This window comes from Chlamydia suis (assembly GCF_900169085.1).
GTDB lineage: Bacteria > Chlamydiota > Chlamydiia > Chlamydiales > Chlamydiaceae > Chlamydia > Chlamydia suis.
In genome coordinates this window covers 594,640-615,961 of sequence record NZ_LT821323.1, presented here as the reverse complement: position 1 = coordinate 615,961, position 21,322 = coordinate 594,640, and the positions used below count along the sequence as shown (strand labels likewise).

Here is a 21,322-nt window from a genome sequence, read left to right as displayed (position 1 = left end):
TCGTGTATTTTACAAGAGATCCAGTCATAGAGACTGTTATTACATCTAGAGAAGGATATAAATTATCCATTCGCAATTCAAAACACCTTTCCCAGGATCCTTTTGTTGTAGAGGCTATAGAGGTTATCTGTTTGGGAGGGACGAGCTTCTTCCGTAATTGCGATCACTGTAAACCTTTTTTGGTTCCTGCAGCGGATTATGAAATTACAGAAGTTCGCGATGCTAAAATTAATCTAAAAGCTGTTGGACTAGACCGCGGCGTTAAGATTGTTGGTGGTCGAGATGCTTTATTAAAAATGCCTAAAGTGTCTCCATCGGTTCCTGTTCAGGAGGAAGGAAGTACCTCCCCAGAGGAAGAAGTCGTTGCAGAGCCTGCTGTTGCCGCGCCTTCTGCAGTTCCTCCAGCTCCTATGTCTAAGAAGGAAAGACGGAAGGAGTTTAAGAATGAGAAGTGGAAAGAGAAGAAAAAACAGGGGCGTCGGCGGAATAATAAAGAAATAGCTGATGCTGTAGGGTCTTCTCAAGAAATGATCGATACGGTTACTGAGGAATGTTTGCAAGAATCTTCTCCTGTTGAGGAAGGAGAGTCTTCCGAGCGCCGGTTTGCTTTGATTCCGCCTCCTACTCGCTTAATTTCTGAAGGCCCAGAGGAAGAACCTAAAGAGTCTCAGCCTATGACTTCTGCAGACCTCAATGAGTCTTTGAATGCTTTAGTGAACGAAAGCTGTAATGTCATTGAGTCCATCTTGGCCGATGAGGACTCAGTAGTTTTTACGAAGGAAAATGAAAAGCCTGTCGATGAACCTCAAGAGGAGCTTCCCAGTCTTCCTTTGGAATAGGATTTCTTCCGAAAAATAAGAAGTCCGTTGCTTTTTTTTAAACTTTAACATACAATCTGGCCTAGCTTTTCCAGTTGTGCGTGCTAGAACTTCTTGTAAAGCTATGACGAGGGCTCTAAAGGCCCTCGTTATTTTTTGCTCAGATGGTGGAATGGTAGACACTAGGGACTTAAAATCCCTTGGGCTTTGGCCCGTGCAAGTTCGAGTCTTGTTCTGAGCACATCTTTTTTTTCTCTGCTTCTTGATACAATAATGCCTTTTTGATTTATAGATGAAGAGAGCTATTTAACTATAGGTATCTCTTTGGTGTGGCGTTGGTCTTTAGTTAAGCTACGTCTGCTGTCTTGGTTGCGATTTCGCAAGGTTCGTTCGTTTATCCCTCCTGATCAATACGAAGAATATTCTCGCTCAATGCTTCAGTTGTTTTGTCTTTGGAAAGATTCAGACATTATGGAGTGGGAGAATACTTGCCAGCTTTTGTTTGGAGTATGCACAAAAATGAGCGAAGATTTGCTAAGAAATGAGCAGCAGCAGCAGATACAATCTGCAGATAAAGAACAGGCTTTAGCAGAGTGGGAAAAACGAGTTTGTGAATTACAATCTCGGCTAGCATCACAAGAAGATGAAAGTCGGCAGGAGATTTCCAAATTACAGGCAGAAAATCATTGGTTGCAAAATCGTTTAGCGGAAAAATTACAGCAGTCCCGGCATCAAAATGATGTGATCGATGAGCTAAAACGTGATTTAGTAGAAAGTGTTCAGCAGATGGAGGTTAGTGAGGGACGCAGGCTATGTTATGAGCATAAAATTAGGGTGCTTGAAGAGCAAATAGATCGATTTTTGGCAAAAGAAGAGGTTTGATAATACAGCCTCTTGTTGGATTCTGAATTTCATTAGCAATGCTTTCCTTGATCGTGTAGAATCTGCTTAACGCAAAAACAACGAGCAGACTCGGGGATAGAAGAGCATGGCAGATTTGATCATGGGAATAGATCCTGGAACTTTGGTTTGTGGATATGCGTTCATCCGAGTGGAAAATCGCCATCAAGTGTATCCGCATAGCTTTGGAAAGATCAAACTCTCGCAAAAACAGACGTTATCCCGCAGATATAAACAGTTGTTTACAGAGATTTCCACAATCCTTCAACAAGAGTCTCCCCAAGCTGTTGTTTTAGAAACGCAGTATGTTCATAAAAATCCTCAAAGCACAATTAAACTAGGAATGGCTAGGGGAGTATTGTTATTGGCGGCATCGTTACAGGATGTTGCTGTTTTTGAGTACGCTCCTAATACAGCTAAAAAAGCTGCCGTGGGGAAAGGAAATGCTTCTAAGCAGCAAGTACAGCTTATGGTCAGTAGATTACTGAACATACAAGATCTTTTAGCAGAGGATAATGAAGACATTGCGGATGCGTTTGCTTTAGCTATGTGCCACGCTCATTTAGCTCCTTATCAGAATTTAAAGAAAACTCTTTTATAATCGATAAAGCAGGCTCCTATGTACGAATATATCAAAGGGAATTTAACACATATTGACGGAGCCTATGTTGTGATTGAAAGCTTTGGTATAGGCTATTCAATTGTGCTTTCTGAACGATTTTTAGTGGATTTGCGCGCACTTATGCACCAAGAGGTGCTTGTTTACGTGCATAGTGTCATTCGTGAAACAGAGCATATTCTATACGGGTTTAGTTCCCGCGCAGAACGGGAATGTTTTCGTTTGTTGATTTCTTTCTCTGGTGTTGGTCCAAAAACTGGATTGGCTATTTTGAATACATTTCCTTTGCAAGAGTTATGCTCGATCGTGCGTTTAGAAAACGTGCAGGCGATCGCTTCTGTGCCTGGAATAGGGAAAAAAACAGCCGAGAAATTAATGGTTGATCTTAAACAAAAGCTTCCCGCTTTGATGCCTCTTTATCTAGAAGAGCCCGTTGTTGTTTCTCCTGCAGTCTCGTCTTCTTTTAAAGAGGGGATTGGGGCTTTAATGAATCTCGGGTTTTCGCGTCTTGCTGCAGATCGCATGATGACAGAAGCTGTAAAAGAATTGTCCGAAGACGCTTCTGTGGCAGAACTTCTTCCTGTAGCCCTAAGAAAAGGATAGGGCCTTTCTCTGGTATTTCTGAAAATGCTTGGCTAAGCTATAGTTTTCTTGCGATTGTGATGTAAACCGCCTCTTTTTCTCTTCCATTAAGAGACTCTTTTTGAATTGGCGAAAAAGAGGCAAAAAGGAGAATACATGGAACAAACATTATCAATTATCAAACCCGATTCTGTAGGCAAGGCACATATAGGAGAGATCGTCTCTATTTTTGAAAAAGCTGGACTGCGGATTGCTGCTATGAAAATGGTGCACCTCTCTGCAAAAGAGGCAGAAGGATTTTATGCTGTTCATAAAGACAGACCTTTTTTCCAAGAACTAGTAGATTTTATGATCTCTGGTCCTGTTGTGGTCATGGTATTGCAAGGAGAAAACGCTGTCGCTCGTAATAGAGAATTGATGGGAGCAACAAATCCTAAAGAAGCTGTTCCGGGTTCTATTCGAGCTTTATTCGGAGAGTCTATAGGCGTTAATGCTGTGCACGGATCCGATAGCCTAGAAAATGCTGCTATTGAAGTTGGGTATTTCTTTGCCAAAACGGAAATAGTCAATTCTGTGGCGTAATATTGCGGACATTTTGATCCCTCCTTCTTTACTTGTGTAGGGAGGGATCAAAGAATCTGCGTGGCTTGACGGTGGGGCTGGCTGAGCGCTTCAGCGATCATTTGTTGAGAACCTTCCTTCCAAACTATTTTGTGCGCTGCAGAGTGGCGTAATTTAGATAAAAAATCCTCTTTTGAATCAAACCAGGAGTGGATAGTCGTTAAGAAATCCGTATGGGAACGGTTCTGACGATAAGCTGGCTGGATTTGAGGAATAGGAAGATAACGAGCAAGCTTTTGAGGATTCATATCCCAAAGAAACGTTGTGTGATGAACCCATCTGTGTTTCTGAATGTATTGAGCATTCCCTCCGATTTTTTTTTCAAAAAGCGTGTAGTCATTATCTATAACCTTGAATCCTGAGGGGAAGATGGGCGCGTAGATGGTGCTAGTCCATTGCAAAAGCTGTTTTGAAGATGGCATGGGAGAGGGAGAGTTCATAATCCAGGAAACCATGAGACTATCCGCATCTAAAAAAACTGTTCCACCACCACTATAGCGACGAATGATTGGGATGTTGTCTGATCTTAAATGTTCTACATACAAATCCTGTTCGGGTTTCCGAGAAATACCTAACACAACGGCTTCTGGAGGATTGGTATTTACTAAACAAAAGTTTTGAGAAGAGTTGCGAAGCAACGCTTCTTCTATCTGCAATTGTTTAAAAATAGGGAGCCCTTGGTAATGAACGAAAACGCAATCAAAGACCATCTTTTCTCAAAGAGACCATGAGCACTTGAATGTCTGCTACAGAAATCCCTGAAATTCTTGCTGCAGATCCAATGGTGCGAGGAGTAAATTTAGAAAGCTTTTCTCTAGCTTCTAAGCTAAGAGCAGAAATACTGTGGTAATCCATATCTTCTGGAATCACAATATTTTCAGACTTCTCCATATTACGGATAAGTGCTTGCTGTCGGGAGATGTAGCCTGCATACTTGATCTCCATTTCTAAGGAGGCGCTAATCACCGGCCCTAAATCTTTAACATCTTCCGGAAATTCTGTAAGAAGCTGTTGATAAGAAACTTCTGGACGGCATAAAACTTTTGCTAATGAAGCAACCGTATCACCATATTTTCTAAAGGTTTTCTCTAAGCGCTCTTTCTCTTGTTCTATACAAGTTTTTTGTGCCTGAAACATGGAATAACGTTCGCTGGATAACAATCCTAAAGCATGTCCGTAATGAGCAAGTCGCAAGCCTGCGTTATCCTGACGTAACAGTAGACGGTGCTCAGCTCTACTGGTGAACATGCGATAGGGCTCATCCAATACTTGAGTCGTAAGATCATCTAGCATGACCCCAATATATGATTCCTGGCGACTAGGAACAAAAGGTGGGCGATGTAAGACTTTGTTTACCGCATTAACTCCTGCAATCAAGCCTTGCGCAGCAGCCTCTTCATAGCCTGTTGTTCCATTGATTTGCCCACACAAGAATAATCCTTCAAGAATCTTAGACTCCAAAGAAGGGTAGATTACATTCCCTTGGATATAATCGTATTCTATAGCATAGGCTGGCCGGGTAATGATTGCATTTTCTAAACCAGCCACGGATCGAATAATTTCATATTGTACATCGAAAGGCATCGATGTGGAAAGTCCGTTCACGTAGACTTCTTGTGTATGAAGTCCTTCTGGTTCGATAAAAATATGGTGGCGATCTTTATCCGCAAATTTCACAATTTTGTCTTCTATAGAAGGACAATATCGTGGACCAACACTTTCTATGCGGCCTCCGTACAAAGCAGAACGATGAAGATTACTAGTGATTAGCTCTTTCGTTTTGTCTGTGGTGTGAGTGATGTGACAAGAAACTTGGGGGAGTTTGGGAATAAAAGCTTCCTCGCGATGCACGAAACACACATTCTCATCGCCAGGTTGCTCTTCCATCACGGAAAAGTTAATAGACGAAGATAGCAAGCGAGCAGGAGTCCCGGTCTTCAAGCGTCCTAGAGGGAAACCTAACCGTTTTAGATCTTTAGACAGTCCAAAGGATGCTGCATCTCCTAACCGTCCTCCAGAGAAGTTCTGGGAGCCGATATGGATGAGCCCTTGCATAAAAGTCCCTGAAGATAAAACGACGGTTTTCCCAGAGTAAGCCCAGCCTTCCTTCGTAGAAACTCCCAAAACCTTTTCGCCATCATCTAAGATAGATTCGGCCGTTCCTTGCATAATATGCAAGCCAGCAACCTGCTCTAACAGTTGTTTCATATGGATATGATACAACTGTTTGTCTACTTGAGCTCGAGGAGCTCGTACTGCAGGCCCCTTAGTTTGATTTAGAATGCGAAACTGAATTCCTGACAAATCAGTAACTTCAGCCATAATCCCACCGAGAGCATCTATTTCTCGGACAATATGTCCCTTACCAATGCCCCCTACAGCAGGATTACAACTGAGCTTTGCTATAGTATCCAAGTTTGAGGTCAAAAGTAGGACAGAAGCCCCCATTTTAGCAGCACAATACGCGGCCTCACAACCAGCGTGTCCTGCGCCAATGACTATTACATCGTATTCAACGGGGAACGTCCACATAAAACCCAAACGATTTAACTATCTGTTTTTATGACGATCTCTTCTGCGTCTTTTTTTTCGCTTGTGTTTGGCGATCTTAAGTCTTCGTTTTTTCTTAACAGATGACATGGTTTTCTTCTTAATAAGTTACGCAAAGAATAATAAGTAAGTCTTTCGAAAAGCTGCAACAAATCCTTCGGGAATCGAGCATGTGCTCGACTCCCTCCGGGCTTTTCTCAAAGTGCATCTCCGGCTTTTACCAGTGATGGGCAGAAGTTTACAATGGTGGTCAATTTTTTGGAATAAACTTGTTTATCCAGGGAATTCGCATCCAGCGAAATTTCGGAATCGAGCGAAGTCTTTTTCAAAAACTAATTGTACAGAACCTATTGAACCATGGCGATTTTTGGCGACAATTAACTCTGCCGTTCCAGGTTTATCGTTAGGGTCGTAGTATTCACGACGAAGGAGGAATATGATTTGGTCTGCATCTTGTTCGATACTTCCACTTTCGCGTAAATCACTCATTAAAGGTCTGTGATTTGCTCTATCTTCAACTTTTCTGGATAATTGTGAGAGACAAAGAATAGGGATATTTAATTCTCGCGCCAAATTTTTAAGCATTCGAGAAATTTCTGAAATTTCTTGGTTGCGAGAATCAGAATTCCTTAAGTTGCCGGAGCTAGAGATCAGCTGGAGGTAGTCAATAACAAGAAATTGGATATCGTAGCTTTCTTTCATTCTTCGAGCTCGAGCTCGAAGATCTGTGATTTTTAAGCCTGGATAGTCGTCTATTAGTAAAGTATGCTCTTCCATTTGGCGAACCACTGAGACCACTCGCTGGAAATCGCGACCGGAGATATCTCCAACACTAATTTTTCTGGCTTCAACTTCAGAACGAGAACAGATGATCCGGTGAATCAGTTGATCTACGGTCATTTCTAGAGAAAAAATTCCGACGGGAAGACGGCTTTCAAAACAAAAATTTTCTACAATGTTAAGGGCTAAAGCGGTTTTCCCCATAGCGGGCCGTGCAGCCAAAATAATGAGGTTAGAGGGGCTGAACCCGTTAATCATTTTATCCAGATCCAGGAAATGCGTAGGAAACCCTGAAAGTGTTGGGATGTTTGCATCGTGGGAGCTAGCTTGAAAGGCTTCTTGACGTTCTTGTAAAGCGAGTAAAAAGGATTTGTCTTTGGCAGAAGAGACTCCTTTGAGTTTATCGGAAACAAGGACGTAGGGAGCTAGGTTGGTTGTCTGGCTTATTCGGAATAATAGGTTTTGAGCGTCGTCTAGGGCGGTGGTTACATCGCGAGGCTCCTCAGAGGCTTTCTTTTCGATGTCTTTAGCCGCTTGGATCATTTTCCTTAAAATAGATTTGGAACGGATGATCTCTGCATACTCTTCGATATAAGCAGAAGTCCCTGCAAATTCGGATAAAGTGATGAGGTAAGAAGCTCCTCCAATGACGTTTAGCTGATCTCGGCGTTTCAGCTCTTCCCCTGTAAGATGGGGGTCCATAGGACGGTCTGATTTAAAGGCATCTTGTAATACGCGAAAAATAATGCGATGCTCTAAGAAATAGAAGTCTTCTTCCTGTAAAAGGTTGGCCGCCAGGTTAAGGTGATTCACGTTTGTTAACATACACCCTAACACGATCATTTCGGATTCCTTAGAATTAGGAAGAGAGATGAGCTGGGGAGAGTGGGGTTTCTTTGTTTGGGTTGCCATAGTGGGAGGGTGGTGTTTATTATTAGTAAATGAATCCCTCGCGCCAGGTTAGGGGATCTCGTGATATATCCTCAAGAGGAAAGGCGATAAAGAAAAGTGTTTTCCGTTTAAGTTAAAAACGCTCTTTTGAAAAGAGGAAAACTCTTATGCTTTTCAAAAAAAATCCTCTCGTGTAGATTTGTCCTTCGGGTTCGTAGACCGATTGTTTCTATGGAAAGATGACTGAGTGGTCGAAAGTACGTCCCTGCTAAGGACGCGTACCCCTTAAAGGGTACCGAGGGTTCGAATCCCTCTCTTTCCGTTTCTTTTTTTGATTTTTCAAAACCGTTTGTTCTTTAGAATTTTTTGTTGACAAGCTGAGAGAAATGGCAAGAATCGTGGGTAACTCTCTTCTTGCTTTTAGAGTGTCTATGTTGCATAATGTGTGTCATTGCGCTGGAGGCTAAGAATTTTAAAGGTAAGCTTCCGAATCAATGTTATGAGACATTTCTGCAATCTCCTTTCTTTATCCAGGGTGTGGCTAGCTCTTCTTTTTTTCCAGGAGAGAACGGTTACAAGACTCTTGGTCATTTTTGCTGCGATGGTTAGCGATGTTCTAGATGGCTATTTGGCTAGGCGGTACAATGCTACAAGTCGTTTAGGGTCTATACTTGATCCTGCTACAGATAAAATCTTTTTTTTGATTTGTGTGGGAGTCCTGTTTTGGGAAAATTCTTTAGGGCTGACACATCTTGCTTTGATTTTTTCTAGAGATATTTTCTTGGTATTTTTTGGATTTTACCTCTTCTGGGTTAGGGGATGGAAGGGATATGACTATAGAGCCTTATCTTTTGGTAAGATCTTTACAGTTATTCAATTCTTTATTTTGTTTGGGGAGACGCTTGGAATGCGGATCCCCGAGGTCTGGTTAACTCCCCTAGTGGTTGTTGGGGCTCTCTATTTTTTAGAGAGGGTTCTGGATTACAGACGACACTGTGTGGAGTAGCTGCTCAAGGAGAGAAGGAGGCGGGGGTGATCAAGAGCTTGAATTTTAGCCGCGAGTGCGCTATCCTTGTTCCCTAGATTTTATAAAAATCTTGTGATTATGCATCGCCAAGCGTCCAGCAGTTGTTGTTCTAAAGTTCAAAAGTATGCGAGCTTCTTCGCATCGCGAGTTATTTTCCCAAAGTCTTCAATATTTATTAAATTAGGAAGGAGTATATGTCTTCCGAGGTGAAGTCCTTTTCGAAGTTCCGGGGGTACTTTTTCCCCATCCACAGATCAGAATTCTCTAAATTTTTACCATTATTCTTTTTAGCTTTTTTTGTAGGTTTTAACTACGCTCTATTAAAAACCACGAAAGACTCGCTAGTTCTAGTTGGGTCTCGAGCGGGAGCGGAAGTCATTCCTTTCTTAAAAGTTTGGGGGATTGTTCCGGGAGCCGTTATTGTTACCATGATTTATGGGTGGATGAGCCGCCGCTATTCGAGGAGCACCGTTTTCTGCTCTATTGTTGGTGGTTTTTTAGGCTTTTTCGCTTTGTTTGCTGCGGTGATTTACCCTATGGGAGATTCGCTGCATCTAAACGGTCTGGCCGCAAAGCTACAATCTATTTTGCCTCCAGGGGTGCGGGGATTCGTGGTTATGGTTCAGTACTGGAGCTATAGCTTGTATTATGTGATGTCTGAGCTATGGAGTTCTGTTGTTCTATCTACCCTATTTTGGGGGGTAGCTAACCATATTACGAGTGTGCGTGAAGCGGGGCGTTTTTACGCTCTCATTAATACAGGATTAAATCTCTCTTCTATTTTTGCGGGGGAGATGTCTTTGTGGCTAGGTAAACATGTGTTGATTGCCTTCCCTATGGCAGTGGATCCCTGGCACGAAGTATTACTTAATATTACTTTATTGGTTGTGGCCGCAGGAGGGGGGATTCTCTATTTATACCAAAGATTAGATCGGTTGTCGGAGGAATCTTTGGTATTAGGAGATGGATTAGCGGCAGAAATGTCTATGGCACAGCTTAAAAAGGAGAAGAAGCGTCCCAAGGCAAAAGCAAAAAGTCTTTTCTCTCTTCTCCTTCGTTCCCGCTATTTAATGGGAATTGCCATAGTTGTTCTCGCTTATAATCTTGTTATTCACCTTTTTGAAGTTGTTTGGAAGGCCCAAGTTTGTCAAATCTATACCTCTCGGGTAGAATTTAATTCTTATATGAGTAGGATTACAACCCTTACCGGAGTTGTGTCTGCTGTAACGGGGGTTTTTGCTGCAGGGCAGAGCATTCGTCGATGGGGATGGACTGTGGGGGCCTTGGTGACTCCGCTAACAATGTTAATAACGGGAGCGCTTTTCTTCGGCGCAATCTATGCCTTCAAAGGCGATGCGATGGTTTGGGGAGGATTCCTCGGCATTTCCCCGCTGGTTCTTACTGCTTGGCTTGGGGGGATGCAGAATGTGTTCTCTAGGGCGATTAAATTCACATATTTTGATCAAACTAAAGAAATGGCCTTTATCCCCTTGGAAGACGATGAGAAAAACTATGGGAAAGCTGCCATCGATGGGGTGATTTCTAGAGTTGGGAAGTCTGGTGGATCTTTGGTTTATCAAGGGCTCTTGATTATCTTCTCTTCTGTCGCGGCTAGTTTAAATGTGATTACGATTATTTTGTTGCTAGCTTTGGGATGTTGGATCGCTGTAGTTGCTTGGTTAGGTAAAGAGTACGAAGCTAAAACTGCTGCTTTAAGCAGAGCCAAGCTTGCTGGCGAAACATCTTCTTTGGATGAAGAAGGCAAAATCTCTGCTCCTGAGGCTGAAACGCGAGAAGAGGTCGTCACTACTTTGTAGCCTAGCAAGAAAAAAGACCTGAGATTTTTATCCCAGGTCTTTTAATTTTTTATTTAAAAATTCTTTTTATAATCCCCGTGTTTTAGTACCGTTTTGTTTCTAATGCGAAAAGCAATTAATAGATTTATTTGGGTTTTTATGAAGAATTTTTTTCGATTTTTATTAAAAGGTTTTTTATCTACCTGCGGTTTATCTGTTGGTGTTGTCGGAGCTTTGAGCGTCATCTTTATTGTATTTTCTTTGTTCTTAGGATCCGGAGACAATGCTCTTTTTGTAAATCTTCCTAACGCTCAGGGAGAGGTTCAAGAGCTAGGGAAGACCGCTCCTATTCTAGCTGTCATTGAGATTAACGATGCGCTTATGTCTAGTAATGGGGCAGCTAAGCGGCTGCAATCTGCTTTGCAACGCTTAAATGAGGCTCCGTATAAAGGTAGAGTGAAGGGGCTTTTAATTAAAATGGATTGCCCTGGAGGAGAGATTTTTGAAGTTGATCGCATGAGCGCAACTCTTGCTTTCTGGAAGAAGCAATTAGAAATTCCCGTTCACGTTTTTGTATCGGGGCTTTGTGCTTCTGGGGGATATCATGTTGCATGCGTAGCTGATCGAATTGGAACAACCTCTAGCGCTTTAATTGGTTCCATTGGAGTTCGATCAGGACCATATTTTAATGTTAAGGAAGGGCTCCAGCGGCATGGGGTGGAAACGGCTATTCTTACGGCAGGACAGGATAAAGCTCCTTTAAATCCATTCTCGCCATGGACAGAAGAAGAATATGCAGAGCGGCAAGCTATAGTCGACGCCTTTTATGAACAGTTTGTGGATCATGTTGTTAAAAATCGCCCACAATTGTCTAAGGATCGTGTGACTCAGGTTTTGGGCGCTCGTGTGTTTATTGCTAAACAGGCGTTAGAAGAGGGCCTTGTTGATGCTGTTAATCTGACTCAAGAACAGGCCTTGGAAGATCTTGCCGAAGTATGTGGAGCCAAAGAAACTTATCGAGTTATTGGCTTGAGCTCTGGTCATTTTCTAAAACGATTTTCCTGCTGTTTGAGTAACAGCCCGCTTGTGACAGGTAAATTCCAATGGACAGTATTACCTGACCAGCAACAAAAATCTTTGTGGTACATGGATTAAAGGCTGGGGTGATGCAGATGAAAAAACTTTTCGTTTTAGATGTTTCAGGATTTGTTTTTCGAGCATATTTTGCCCTTCCTGAGATGAGAGGCCCCAAAGGGGAGAGTACCCAAGCGGTATTCGGGTTTATCCGTTCTTTAGATAAATTAATTAATGATCTCGCTCCCGAATACATCGTGGCTGTGTTTGATGGTCCGAATAATAAATTAAGCCGTCAGGAGCTCTATGCGGATTATAAAAGGAATCGCGATCGGCAGTTAGAAGATTTGCCTGAACAAATTAACCTGGTGAAGCAGTATTGTGAGTTAGCTGGGATCTCTTGTCTGGAAAAGGAAGGGGTAGAAGCTGACGATGTGATTGCCAGTGTTACTAAAAAAGCTGTAGCAGATGGTTTTGAAGTTTGTGTGTGTACAGCAGATAAGGACTTATTGCAGTTAGTGGATAAGCATGTTTCTGTTTTTAATCCGTGGAAAGAACAAGAAATCCGCTATGACGAAGTCTTGAAGCAGTTTGGGGTCGCTCCTGAGCAGATCGCTGATTATTTAGCTTTGGTTGGGGATTCTTCTGATAATATTCCAGGTGTTTCAGGTTGTGGGCCTAAGAAAGCTCAAGCATTACTTAAAGAGTTTCGCTCGGTAGAAGATTTAGCTGCTAATGTTCAACGTTTGTCGGGGAAAAATAAACAAATGATAGAGGAGCAGCTTGAGACTCTTCTCTTAAGTAAGCGTCTTGCTACTCTTCACGCGGATCTTGCGCTTCCTTTGAAAACTGAAGAGATGGTTTTCTCTCCGCAGAATGTGGATATCACACGGCTGAACACATTTTATTTACAACATGGGTTTAATGCTTTAGTTCGGCATACAGAAATGTCCGAGAGCCCAGTTTCTGTGCAAATGGTGCGAGATCCTGTTACTTTGCAAGCAGTTTTAGAAAGATTAGCTGGTGGTGAAGTTGGGTATTGTGTTGCCTATACTGGAGAGCATTTACCATCCTTGCGTGTGCAAGGAGTTGCTTTATCTGGGAAAGATGAAGTGTTTTATATAGAGGTGTTTGGAGAGCAGGAGATCGCTTTACTTAAACCCTTTTTTGGGGATGCTACAACTAAATTTTTTGGTTACCGCACCAAACGGGATAACCACGCTTTAAAAAATCTCGGAATAGATGTTCACGTAACTGCCGATTTGGTTTTAGCGGAACATTTGGTTAGTGGGGGAGCAAAAATTTCTTTTCAAAAGCTTTTAGTTGAAGCTGGATATATTCAAGAAGCTGCCTTCTTTGCAAAAGAATGGGGGGCCAGTTCTCTTCCTGTGCAAAGTCTTCCTCGGCACCCTGAGCAATATTTTGGAACATTCGTTTCGCGATTGCTAGATGTTAAAAATAATTTGTTTGCGAAGTTAGAAGAAAAGGGGCTCAAAAACATTTTTGAAACCGTTGAACAGCCGTTAGAAGCTATTTTATTTGCTATGGAACGCGCAGGGATGCCTCTAGACTGTTCAAGCTTATCCATGCTGGATAAGGACTTATCTCAAGAGCTCGAAGCCTATACCCAAGAAATTTATGCTCTTGCTGGATGTGAGTTTAATATTAAATCTCCCAAGCAATTAGCAGATGTCTTGTATCACCGATTAGGAATAGAGCCTGTGGATAAAGCAAAGTCTACTAAGGCTGAGGTATTAGAGGCTTTAGAGGGTGCCCACGAAATTGTTTCCAAAATTTTAGCATTCCGTGCCACAGAAAAAATGTTGTCGACCTATGTTCGCGCTTTGCCTAAACAGACAGATAGCAGAACACATAGAGTCCATCCGACCTTCAACCAAGTAGGGACTGTAACAGGAAGACTTGCTTGTCAGGACCCAAATCTTCAAAATATTCCAGTACGGTCAGAAAGGGGGAGATTGCTTCGAGAGGCATTTCGAGTTAAAAAAGAAAATGATTATTTTTTGGCCGCTGATTATTCTCAGATTGAGTTACGGTTTCTTGCCCATCTTAGCCAGGACGAGACCTTGAAGCAGGCTTTCAATTCTGGCGAAGATATTCATGCTTTCACTGCTTCGCAGGTTTTCAATGTTCCTTTGGAACAAGTGACAAAGAGACAACGTCATCAGGCTAAAGCTGTAAATTTTGGTCTTGTGTATGGACAACAGGCCTATGGGTTGTCAAAAATTTTGAAGATTAGCGTGAGCGAGGCTCAAGGATTAATGGACGCTTATTTTGCACGCTACCCTCGAGCTGCAGAATTTATTACACAAACGATCGAGCAGGCTAGCAAAGAGCAAAAAGTAACAACGATGTTGGGAAGGGAACGCATCTTGAGTGATTGGGAAAGCTCTCCTGGGGCTCGAGCAGCTTCCGGCAGACTTGCGGTGAATACTCGTATACAAGGGAGCGCTGCAGAGCTCATTAAGTTAGCAATGCTAGATATTTCTAAGGAATTAGTATCGAGAAGGCTAAAAAGTCAGTTATTATTACAAATCCATGACGAATTATTATTCGAAGTTCCTGCGGAGGAGTTGGAAGAGCTGAAAGTTCTTGTTCAAGAGAAGATGGAGTCTGCAATGTTGTTGTCTGTTCCTTTGGTTGTGAATGTCTTAATTGGAAAAAATTGGGCGGAATGCTAGATTTATTGAAGATTTCTGTTACTGGGGATCCCTCTTCTGGGAAAACTGAGGCGTGCCAAGTTTTTGAAGATTTGGGAGCTTTTGTAATTAGTGCTGATAAAGTTTCTCATAGTTTCCTTGTTCCTTATACCTCAGTGGGTCAACGTGTAATTGATCTTTTGGGTCCAGAGATAATCATAGAGAATACTCTTAATAGAAAGGCCATTGCTGAAAAAGTTTTTGGTGACCGGGATTTATTGCTGTCTTTAGAAAAGATCCTGCATCCTGAAGTGTGTCGTTTTGTTGAGGAAAAATATGCACAAGTGGTTCAAGAGCAAAAGTACTCTCTATTTATTGTGGAAGTTCCTCTGTTGTATGAGATTCAGTATGCGGATTGGTTTGATCGGGTTATTTTGATCTCTGCAGATACAGGGATACGTAAAGAGCGTTTTCTTAAAAAAACTGGAGGCTCGGATACCAGTTTCGATCTTCGGTGTGCACGCTTTTCTGCTTTAGAAGAAAAAATCCTGCGAGCGGATGTGGTTATAGAGAACAATGGAACGAAGGAAGAATTTCGTCGCAAAGTAAAACAATGTTTTAAGGCTTTAAAGGGAACAATATGAAAGAAGAGAGTCCAGCCGAGGTCTTACAAAAGGTAAAGGAGCACAAGAGGCGCGAGGGCCCTTTATCATTGGAAAAAGAAATTAGTGAAGACAGTGCTGTTGCTACAGAAGAGAAAGAAACCTCGCAGCCAGTGGCAGTTACTAAGATTGCTAAATTACAGCGCATGGGCATCAACGAGTTAAATGTTTTGGCTCGGCAGTACGGAGTGAAAAATGTAGGTTCTCTGACGAAATCTCAGGTAGTGTTCGAAATCGTTAAAGCTAAGTCCGAACGTCCTGATGAATTTTTAATTGGAGAGGGCGTTTTAGAGGTGCTCCCCGATGGCTTTGGGTTTCTGAGATCTCCTACTTACAATTACCTTCCTTCTGCGGAGGATATTTATGTTTCTCCGGCACAAATTCGTCGTTTCGATTTGAAAAAGGGAGACACTATCGTTGGAACCATCCGTTCTCCAAAGGAAAAAGAGAAGTATTTTGCTCTGTTGAAAGTAGATAAAATCAATGGTTCTACTCCTGATAAGGCAAAGGAGCGAGTGTTATTTGAGAACTTGACTCCACTACATCCTAACGAGCGTTTGATCATGGAGATCGGGAAAGAAAACCTCGCAGAGCGTGTATTGGATTTAACAGCTCCAATTGGTAAGGGACAGCGAGGGCTGATCGTTGCGCCTCCTCGTTCGGGGAAAACGGTGATTTTGCAAAGCATTGCACATGCTATCGCGGTAAATAATCCTGACGCAGAACTCATTGTTTTGCTGATCGATGAGCGCCCAGAGGAAGTGACAGATATGATTCGTCAGGTCCGGGGAGAGGTTGTTGCATCGACCTTTGATGAACAACCCGATCGACATATTCAAGTTGCTGAAATGGTGATAGAAAAGGCGCGGCGTTTGGTTGAACACGGTAAGGATGTTGTGATCCTATTAGATTCGATTACACGTTTAGCGCGTGCGTATAACACTGTACAACCGCATTCTGGGAAAATTCTCACAGGTGGGGTTGATGCCAGCGCTTTACATAAGCCGAAACGTTTCTTCGGAGCAGCTAGAAACATTGAAGGCGGAGGATCTTTAACGATTTTAGCTACAGCACTAATTGATACAGGCTCCAGAATGGACGAGGTAATCTTCGAAGAGTTCAAGGGAACCGGGAATATGGAGTTGGTTCTTGATCGCCATCTTTCTGATCGTAGAATTTATCCTGCGATTGATTTAATCAAGAGCGGAACACGAAAAGAAGAGTTGTTATATCACCCTGGAGAACTAGAAAAAGTTCGGCTGTTCCGACAGGCTATAGCTGGCTTGACAGCGATTGATGCGATGCATTTGCTTCTTGGGCGGTTGAAAAAGACGAACAGTAACACTGAGTTCCTGTTGTCCTTGAAAGATTAAGCGCCGTTTTTATCCGATTAGGATTTCTGGAATGATGACAGGGGTGGCCTGGTAGGATTGAATATTCCGAAAAGCCACCCCATTTAATTTGATTACAGCAGCTCTCACAAGTTCTGCTATTTCCGTTACACAAAAGCTTTCCGCTGGTTGGCTGTACATCCCTAAAAATCTTTTCCCGTCAAAATAGATCACTTGAAGAGGAGATTCGGGGTCAAGAATCTGCTCTTGGATGGGGATCCCAACAAATAGATGAAAGAGCATAGGAGTCTCGGTAAGGGGTTCTTTTCTTTGTAAAAATTAGAAAAGTTTTTGTCAAAAAAGATAAAAATTGTTTTTCAAGCGTCTAAAAATAAAATCGATTTATTGTTTGTGCAGTTTTTATAACTTTGTTTGTCTAGCTTTTTTAATAATTTGTTTTTAAAATTATTTTTTTATCGGAGCGGGGACAGATGACTGGTAAACGGACGAAAGAAGAGCAGATCAATCGACAACGGTCGCATTTCTATCGAGATAACGTAGGAGTTATTGTCTTATGCGGGGGAGAGGGAAAGAGATTGTCTCCACTAACTTGTTGGCGTTGTAAGCCAACAGTGTCTTTCGGTGGAAGATATAAACTCATTGATGTTCCCATATCTCATGCTATTGCCTCAGGCTTTTCTAAAATTTTTGTGATTGGGCAATACCTAACCTATACCTTGCAACAACACTTATTTAAGACTTATTTCTATCATGGAGTTATGCAAGACCACATCCATCTATTAGCTCCAGAAAGACGGGATGGAAGCCAAGTGTGGTATCAAGGGACTGCTGATGCAATTCGGCAAAATCTTCTTTACCTAGAAGATTCTCGTATAGAGTATTTCTTAATCTTGTCCGGGGATCAATTGTACAACATGGATTTTCGTTCTATAGTTGACTACGCTATTGATGCTCAGGCAGACATGGTGATAGCGTCTCAGCCTGTATCCGACAAAGATGTTTCCAGATTTGGGGTACTTAAAGTTGATGATGAGTGGAAATTAGTCGATTTTTATGAAAAACCTCAAAGTGAAGAGATTTTAAAACATTTCCGGCTAAGCAACGCCGCGATGAAAAAATGTGGTTTAGATCCTCAACAAGGAAACTTTCTAGGATCTATGGGAATCTATCTTTTCCGCAAAGAGTGTCTATTCCAGTTATTATTAGAAGAAACTGGAGATGATTTTGGAAAAGAATTGATTCACAGACAAATGCATCGAGGGAAAACCATTGCTTATTTGTACAAAGGTTATTGGACAGATATTGGAACTATAGAATCCTACTATGAAGCGAATATGGCATTGACTCAGCGTCCCTCACAAAATGTTCGGGGTTTTAATTGTTATGATGATAGGGGAATGATTTATAGTAAAAATAATCATCTTCCTGGAGCCATCATTTCCGATTCTAAAATTTCCAGTTCGCTCCTTTGTGAGGGAGCAATGATTGAGTCTGGTCAGGTATCTCATAGCGTGATTGGTGTGCGAGGGGTAATTGGCCAGGGATCTATATTCGACCATTCCATTATGATGGGGAGCGATTCCTATACATCGGGAACATCTCCTTTAGGGATAGGGAAAAACTGTGAGATTCATAAAACGATTATAGATGAAAACTGCTGCATAGGAAATGGTGTGCGGTTACAAAATTTACAGGGGCATAAAGATTATGATTCTCCTGATGGGAAGTTAGTGGTTCGAGATGGGATTATCATTGTTCCTAGAGGGACGAAAATCCCGGATAATTATGTTTTCTAAGAGAGAGAGTTTTTTCTTGATCTGTTGACAAAGGCAAGGGCTGTTGGCAGAATAACGGGCTGATTTTCCTGTTTAGCAAGAGGTTCCTGTGCGTGTTTTTGCCCTTGCAGATCTACATCTATCTTTTGGTGCCCCAGAAAAAACAATGGAAGTTTTTGGGGAGCCTTGGATTGGCTATCATCATAAAATAGAAAAGCGGTGGCGAGAAGTAATTACCCCAGAGGATATTGTTTGTCTTCCGGGAGATATCTCTTGGGCTATGCGCTTAGAGGCGGCTCAGAAAGATTTCCAGTTTTTAGGTTCTCTTCCTGGGATAAAGTACATGATTCGGGGAAATCATGATTATTGGAGCTCTGCTTCTGCATCAAAACTCGCTACCGTATTGCCAGAAAACCTTCACTATCTTTCTCAGGGGTATGTATTGCTTAATGCTTATCAAGCGATCGTGGGTGTTCGTTTGTGGGATTCTCAAGATATTTGTGTCCAGTGGGAAGATGCTTGTGAATCGTCTCATGAAAAGGTTTTAACTGAGCAAGACGAAAAAATTTTTTTTCGAGAATTAGGTCGTTTGGAACGAGCATTAAAACAACTGCCTTCTTCTGTAGAAGAGGTTCTGGTTATGACTCATTATCCTCCGATTAGTAACGATGGCTCTCCGGGCCTTGTTTCTAAATTATTAGAGGCGGATGGGAGAGTCTCTCATTGTTTGTTTGGACATTTGCATAAGGTGCCGAGGCCTTTTCCTGGATTTGGGAAAATCCGAGGGATTGATTATATGCTTGTGGCTGCCGATTACGTTGATTTTATTCCACAGGTCGTCCGTTGAAAATTTTATCTGGTAAATTCAAAGGGAAGTCTTTAAAGACTTTTTCTAATCCTGCTGTACGCCCAACTTGTGGCGTTATCAAAGAGGCTGTTTTTAATATCTGTTCCGATCGGATCATTGATTCGCGATTTTTAGATGTATTTGCTGGGTCTGGATCCGTGGGCTTTGAGGCTATTAGCAGGGGAGCAAGCTCCGTGACATTTATTGATTCTTCTGTGGAAGCTATTCGATTAATCCGGGCTAATCTTGCTTTGTTGGACAACAATCTACCAGTCCATATTTTCAAGCAAGATGTGCGTTCCGCTCTGTTGCGCCTAGGTAAACAGAAGCGTGTTTTTGATATTATTTACGTGGATCCTCCGTACGCTTTAGAAAATGCTTTTCTGCAAGAGGTCTTGTCCTATGTTGTGCAACAAAAGTTATTAGATCCAGAGGGGATTCTTTTTTTAGAAAACGCTGCTTTACAAGAGATTGTGGTCGAAGGGTTATCTATCCGAAAACGTAGAAAATCGGGGGGAACCTTCCTTTCTGAGTATATCTTGGAAAAGGAAGAATAGGCGAATTTTTCGTAAGCAAGGTCTAGTGAGTAGATAAAAATTTTTCTCTTGAATATGATTCGGAGATCTAAGCGGATCTCCGAGGTTAGAGTGAAATTTAAGTATTTACGGCCATTCAGTTTTTTAATCTTGGTTATTGTGGCATTTTGCTACGGGTGTTCGAGAGAAAAACAGGAAATTCTTGTAGGAAGGGATGCCACTTGGTTCCCTCAACAGTTTGGAATCTACACATCAGGAATCAATGCTTTTGTGAATGATTTAGTTTCGGAGATTAATTACAAAGAGGGCTTGAACATCTCCTTGGTGAACCAAGATTGGGTTCATCTTTTTGAAAATGTAGATGATAAGAAGACGGGCGGAGCGTTCACTTCGGTATTTCCTTCTGTAGAAATGCTGGCGCGGTATCAGTTTTCTGACCCTATTTTGTTGACAGGGCCTGTACTTGTCGTTGCCGAAAATTCTCCTTATCAATCTCTTCAAGATTTGGAAGGGAAGCTGATTGGTGTGTATAAATTTGATTCTTCTGTTCTCATCGCCCAAGATGTTCCCAATGCCGTGATTAATTCGTATCAGCATATTCCTATCGCTTTAGAGGCTTTGTCTACACAACGTTATGATGCTTTGTTAGTGCCAGTGATTGAAGCGACCGCTCTAGTAGAAACGGCTTATAAAGGGCGTTTGCGTATTGCTTCAGAACCTCTTAATGAGGAAGGCCTACGTTTAGTTGTGCTGCGAGGCAGTGCAGATTCTTTATTAGAGGGATTTAATGCTGGGCTGGCAAAAAGTCGTCGATCCGGACGATATAAGGCTATTAAACAGCAGTCACGCCTTCCCTAAAGCAGAAATCTATAAGAGTGATCGTGACAACGTATTTATTAGCGAATTTTGGCGGCCCGAGGACTTCTCGAGAAATCTTTAGCTTCCTGCAAGCTTTGTTGACAGATCGAGATGTCACTGGAGGAGGAGTTCCTTCCCTGTTGCACAAACCGCTTTTCTCCTTCATTGCGAAATGTAGAACGCGTCGTGTAGCACAACAATATGCGTATTTAGGAGGAGGCTCTCCTATTTTTCAAGATACAGAGCTTCTCGCTCGAAATCTTTCTCAAGAGCTACAGGCTTCTGTGATTCCCTTTCATCGATATTTACCAGAAACCCATAAAAATACTCTTGCTGCTTTGCAAGAGAGTGAAGGAGATATTGTTGGGGTTCCTCTATTCCCGCATTATACTTTTGCTGTAACAGGCAGTATAATCCGGTTTTTTTTACAGCATCTTCCGGAAAAACCCTTGGCATGGATTACTCATTTCGGAGTTCATCCACAGTTTATTTCCTGCATGCAAAGACATATAGAGGATTGTCTGCTAGCTCATAGAATTACTACAGAAGACTGTTTTTTCCTTTTTTCTGTACACGGGCTTCCTATGCGCCATATTCGCTTAGGAGATCCTTATGCTCAACAGTGCCAAGCCTCTTTTGAGGCTTTGCTCGGCGAAAAAGAAGGAACTCTCGCCTTTCAATCGAAATTTGGTATAGGAGCTTGGTTAGGGCCTTCTACACAGGAGGTCTGCCGCTCTCTATCCACAAAGAAGCGTTATATTGTGATCGTACCTTTCGGGTTTGTTTCAGATCATATTGAAACTTTGTATGAAATCGACCATCTGTATGTTCCGATGTTATTGCAAAGAGGGTATAAAGTGGTTCGCGTTCCTGCTGTAAATGCCTCTGCTAGTTGGGTTTCATCTCTAGCTGCTATAGTGAAAAGTTCTCCTCAAGAGACTTTCTTAGAGCCTTTTTTGATGCCTTAGACGAGTCTG

At 42.1% G+C, this 21,322-nt stretch carries 21 protein-coding genes and 2 tRNA genes; 18 read left to right on the top strand and 5 right to left on the bottom strand.

Annotation, left to right across the window (positions count from 1 at the left end; genetic code table 11):
• Positions 1-2: 2 nt before the first annotated feature.
• From grgA to ndk, 6 genes are all read left to right on the top strand, one after another.
• Positions 3-839 carry a GrgA family transcription factor gene (gene grgA, locus B6E89_RS02765; protein ID WP_080128490.1) on the top strand — a complete coding sequence of 279 codons (837 nt, stop codon included), beginning with the start codon at positions 3-5 and terminating at the stop codon, positions 837-839.
• Between the two features lie 137 nt (positions 840-976).
• Positions 977-1,059, top strand: a tRNA-Leu gene (locus B6E89_RS02755).
• Positions 1,060-1,145: 86 nt separating this feature from the next.
• Entirely contained in the window at positions 1,146-1,700 is a 555-nt protein-coding gene (locus B6E89_RS02750; RefSeq protein WP_080121530.1) for a hypothetical protein, read from the top strand.
• A 106-nt stretch (positions 1,701-1,806) separates the two neighbouring features.
• Positions 1,807-2,319, top strand: a complete 513-nt coding sequence (gene ruvC / locus B6E89_RS02745; protein WP_035406805.1) for a crossover junction endodeoxyribonuclease RuvC — start codon at positions 1,807-1,809, stop codon at positions 2,317-2,319.
• Between the two features lie 18 nt (positions 2,320-2,337).
• On the top strand, positions 2,338-2,940 hold the full coding sequence (ruvA, locus tag B6E89_RS02740) for a Holliday junction branch migration protein RuvA (protein ID WP_080133110.1): 603 nt from the start codon (positions 2,338-2,340) through the stop codon (positions 2,938-2,940).
• Positions 2,941-3,075: 135 nt separating this feature from the next.
• Positions 3,076-3,501 carry a nucleoside-diphosphate kinase gene (gene ndk, locus B6E89_RS02735; RefSeq protein WP_035406799.1) on the top strand — a complete coding sequence of 142 codons (426 nt, stop codon included), beginning with the start codon at positions 3,076-3,078 and terminating at the stop codon, positions 3,499-3,501.
• 47 nt (positions 3,502-3,548) lie between these two features.
• On the opposite strand, the gene B6E89_RS02730 is transcribed toward ndk, so the two are convergent.
• The 4 genes from B6E89_RS02730 to dnaB form a co-directional block, all read right to left on the bottom strand.
• Positions 3,549-4,250, bottom strand: a complete 702-nt coding sequence (locus tag B6E89_RS02730) for a lipoate--protein ligase family protein (RefSeq protein ID WP_080126692.1) — start codon at positions 4,248-4,250, stop codon at positions 3,549-3,551.
• Positions 4,240-6,072 (bottom strand): tRNA uridine-5-carboxymethylaminomethyl(34) synthesis enzyme MnmG, encoded by a 1,833-nt coding sequence (gene mnmG, locus B6E89_RS02725; RefSeq protein WP_080133109.1) that lies wholly within the window; start codon positions 6,070-6,072, stop codon positions 4,240-4,242. Before mnmG ends, B6E89_RS02730 begins: the two co-directional genes overlap by 11 nt.
• Positions 6,073-6,090: 18 nt before the next feature.
• On the bottom strand, positions 6,091-6,180 hold the full coding sequence (locus tag B6E89_RS05050) for an AURKAIP1/COX24 domain-containing protein (protein ID WP_071804592.1): 90 nt from the start codon (positions 6,178-6,180) through the stop codon (positions 6,091-6,093).
• A 183-nt stretch (positions 6,181-6,363) separates the two neighbouring features.
• Positions 6,364-7,782: a replicative DNA helicase gene (dnaB, locus tag B6E89_RS02715; protein WP_035406790.1), complete on the bottom strand. Its 1,419-nt coding sequence runs from the start codon at positions 7,780-7,782 to the stop codon at positions 6,364-6,366.
• A gap of 212 nt (positions 7,783-7,994) precedes the next feature.
• Here dnaB and B6E89_RS02710 point away from each other — a divergent pair.
• The 7 genes from B6E89_RS02710 (at position 7,995) to rho (ending at position 16,350) form a co-directional block, all read left to right on the top strand.
• A tRNA-Ser gene (locus B6E89_RS02710) sits at positions 7,995-8,083 on the top strand.
• Between the two features lie 177 nt (positions 8,084-8,260).
• Positions 8,261-8,767 carry a CDP-alcohol phosphatidyltransferase family protein gene (locus tag B6E89_RS02705; protein ID WP_080133108.1) on the top strand — a complete coding sequence of 169 codons (507 nt, stop codon included), beginning with the start codon at positions 8,261-8,263 and terminating at the stop codon, positions 8,765-8,767.
• 215 nt (positions 8,768-8,982) lie between these two features.
• On the top strand, positions 8,983-10,605 hold the full coding sequence (gene npt2, locus B6E89_RS02700) for an NTP/H+ exchange transporter Npt2 (protein WP_080133107.1): 1,623 nt from the start codon (positions 8,983-8,985) through the stop codon (positions 10,603-10,605).
• Between the two features lie 138 nt (positions 10,606-10,743).
• Positions 10,744-11,739, top strand: a complete 996-nt coding sequence (locus tag B6E89_RS02695; protein WP_080133106.1) for a S49 family peptidase — start codon at positions 10,744-10,746, stop codon at positions 11,737-11,739.
• 17 nt (positions 11,740-11,756) lie between these two features.
• Positions 11,757-14,357 (top strand): DNA polymerase I, encoded by a 2,601-nt coding sequence (gene polA, locus B6E89_RS02690; RefSeq protein WP_080133264.1) that lies wholly within the window; start codon positions 11,757-11,759, stop codon positions 14,355-14,357.
• A complete protein-coding gene (coaE, locus tag B6E89_RS02685; protein WP_080123097.1) occupies positions 14,351-14,959 on the top strand; it encodes a dephospho-CoA kinase in 609 nt (202 codons plus the stop codon). Before polA ends, coaE begins: the two co-directional genes overlap by 7 nt.
• Positions 14,956-16,350: a transcription termination factor Rho gene (rho, locus tag B6E89_RS02680; RefSeq protein ID WP_035406775.1), complete on the top strand. Its 1,395-nt coding sequence runs from the start codon at positions 14,956-14,958 to the stop codon at positions 16,348-16,350. Before coaE ends, rho begins: the two co-directional genes overlap by 4 nt.
• A 9-nt stretch (positions 16,351-16,359) precedes the next feature.
• Here the strand turns inward: rho and B6E89_RS02675 are convergent, their stop codons facing one another.
• On the bottom strand, positions 16,360-16,611 hold the full coding sequence (locus B6E89_RS02675; RefSeq protein ID WP_035406772.1) for a hypothetical protein: 252 nt from the start codon (positions 16,609-16,611) through the stop codon (positions 16,360-16,362).
• A 188-nt stretch (positions 16,612-16,799) separates the two neighbouring features.
• On the opposite strand from B6E89_RS02675, the gene glgC reads away from it, so the two are divergent.
• From glgC to hemH, 5 genes are all read left to right on the top strand, one after another.
• Positions 16,800-18,125 (top strand): glucose-1-phosphate adenylyltransferase, encoded by a 1,326-nt coding sequence (glgC, locus tag B6E89_RS02670; protein ID WP_035406769.1) that lies wholly within the window; start codon positions 16,800-16,802, stop codon positions 18,123-18,125.
• 88 nt (positions 18,126-18,213) lie between these two features.
• Positions 18,214-18,951 (top strand): metallophosphoesterase, encoded by a 738-nt coding sequence (locus B6E89_RS02665; RefSeq protein ID WP_080123854.1) that lies wholly within the window; start codon positions 18,214-18,216, stop codon positions 18,949-18,951.
• Entirely contained in the window at positions 18,948-19,508 is a 561-nt protein-coding gene (gene rsmD, locus B6E89_RS02660) for a 16S rRNA (guanine(966)-N(2))-methyltransferase RsmD (protein WP_080121521.1), read from the top strand. The genes B6E89_RS02665 and rsmD overlap by 4 nt, the downstream gene beginning before the upstream one ends.
• Before the next feature lie 54 nt (positions 19,509-19,562).
• Positions 19,563-20,345, top strand: coding sequence for a transporter substrate-binding domain-containing protein (locus tag B6E89_RS02655; RefSeq protein WP_080123853.1), 783 nt, complete (start codon positions 19,563-19,565; stop codon positions 20,343-20,345).
• Positions 20,346-20,368: 23 nt separating this feature from the next.
• The gene (gene hemH, locus B6E89_RS02650; RefSeq protein ID WP_080121795.1) at positions 20,369-21,313 is read left to right on the top strand and encodes a ferrochelatase; all 945 of its coding nucleotides are present in this window, start codon (positions 20,369-20,371) and stop codon (positions 21,311-21,313) included.
• The last annotated feature ends 9 nt before the right edge of the window (positions 21,314-21,322 follow it).

Bases quoted from the DNA above. Each gene is read 5' to 3' on its own strand.
- ruvC (WP_035406805.1), top strand. From the start codon at position 1,807: ATGGCAGATTTGATCATGGGAATAGATCCTGGAACTTTGGTTTGTGGA.
- ruvA (WP_080133110.1), top strand. From the start codon at position 2,338: ATGTACGAATATATCAAAGGGAATTTAACACATATTGACGGAGCCTAT.
- ndk (WP_035406799.1), top strand. From the start codon at position 3,076: ATGGAACAAACATTATCAATTATCAAACCCGATTCTGTAGGCAAGGCA.
- B6E89_RS02730 (WP_080126692.1), bottom strand. From the start codon at position 4,250: ATGGTCTTTGATTGCGTTTTCGTTCATTACCAAGGGCTCCCTATTTTT.
- mnmG (WP_080133109.1), bottom strand. From the start codon at position 6,072: ATGTGGACGTTCCCCGTTGAATACGATGTAATAGTCATTGGCGCAGGA.
- B6E89_RS05050 (WP_071804592.1), bottom strand. From the start codon at position 6,180: ATGTCATCTGTTAAGAAAAAACGAAGACTTAAGATCGCCAAACACAAG.
- dnaB (WP_035406790.1), bottom strand. From the start codon at position 7,782: ATGGCAACCCAAACAAAGAAACCCCACTCTCCCCAGCTCATCTCTCTT.
- B6E89_RS02705 (WP_080133108.1), top strand. From the start codon at position 8,261: ATGAGACATTTCTGCAATCTCCTTTCTTTATCCAGGGTGTGGCTAGCT.
- npt2 (WP_080133107.1), top strand. From the start codon at position 8,983: ATGTCTTCCGAGGTGAAGTCCTTTTCGAAGTTCCGGGGGTACTTTTTC.
- B6E89_RS02695 (WP_080133106.1), top strand. From the start codon at position 10,744: ATGAAGAATTTTTTTCGATTTTTATTAAAAGGTTTTTTATCTACCTGC.
- polA (WP_080133264.1), top strand. From the start codon at position 11,757: ATGAAAAAACTTTTCGTTTTAGATGTTTCAGGATTTGTTTTTCGAGCA.
- coaE (WP_080123097.1), top strand. From the start codon at position 14,351: ATGCTAGATTTATTGAAGATTTCTGTTACTGGGGATCCCTCTTCTGGG.
- rho (WP_035406775.1), top strand. From the start codon at position 14,956: ATGAAAGAAGAGAGTCCAGCCGAGGTCTTACAAAAGGTAAAGGAGCAC.
- B6E89_RS02675 (WP_035406772.1), bottom strand. From the start codon at position 16,611: ATGCTCTTTCATCTATTTGTTGGGATCCCCATCCAAGAGCAGATTCTT.
- glgC (WP_035406769.1), top strand. From the start codon at position 16,800: ATGACTGGTAAACGGACGAAAGAAGAGCAGATCAATCGACAACGGTCG.
- B6E89_RS02655 (WP_080123853.1), top strand. From the start codon at position 19,563: ATGATTCGGAGATCTAAGCGGATCTCCGAGGTTAGAGTGAAATTTAAG.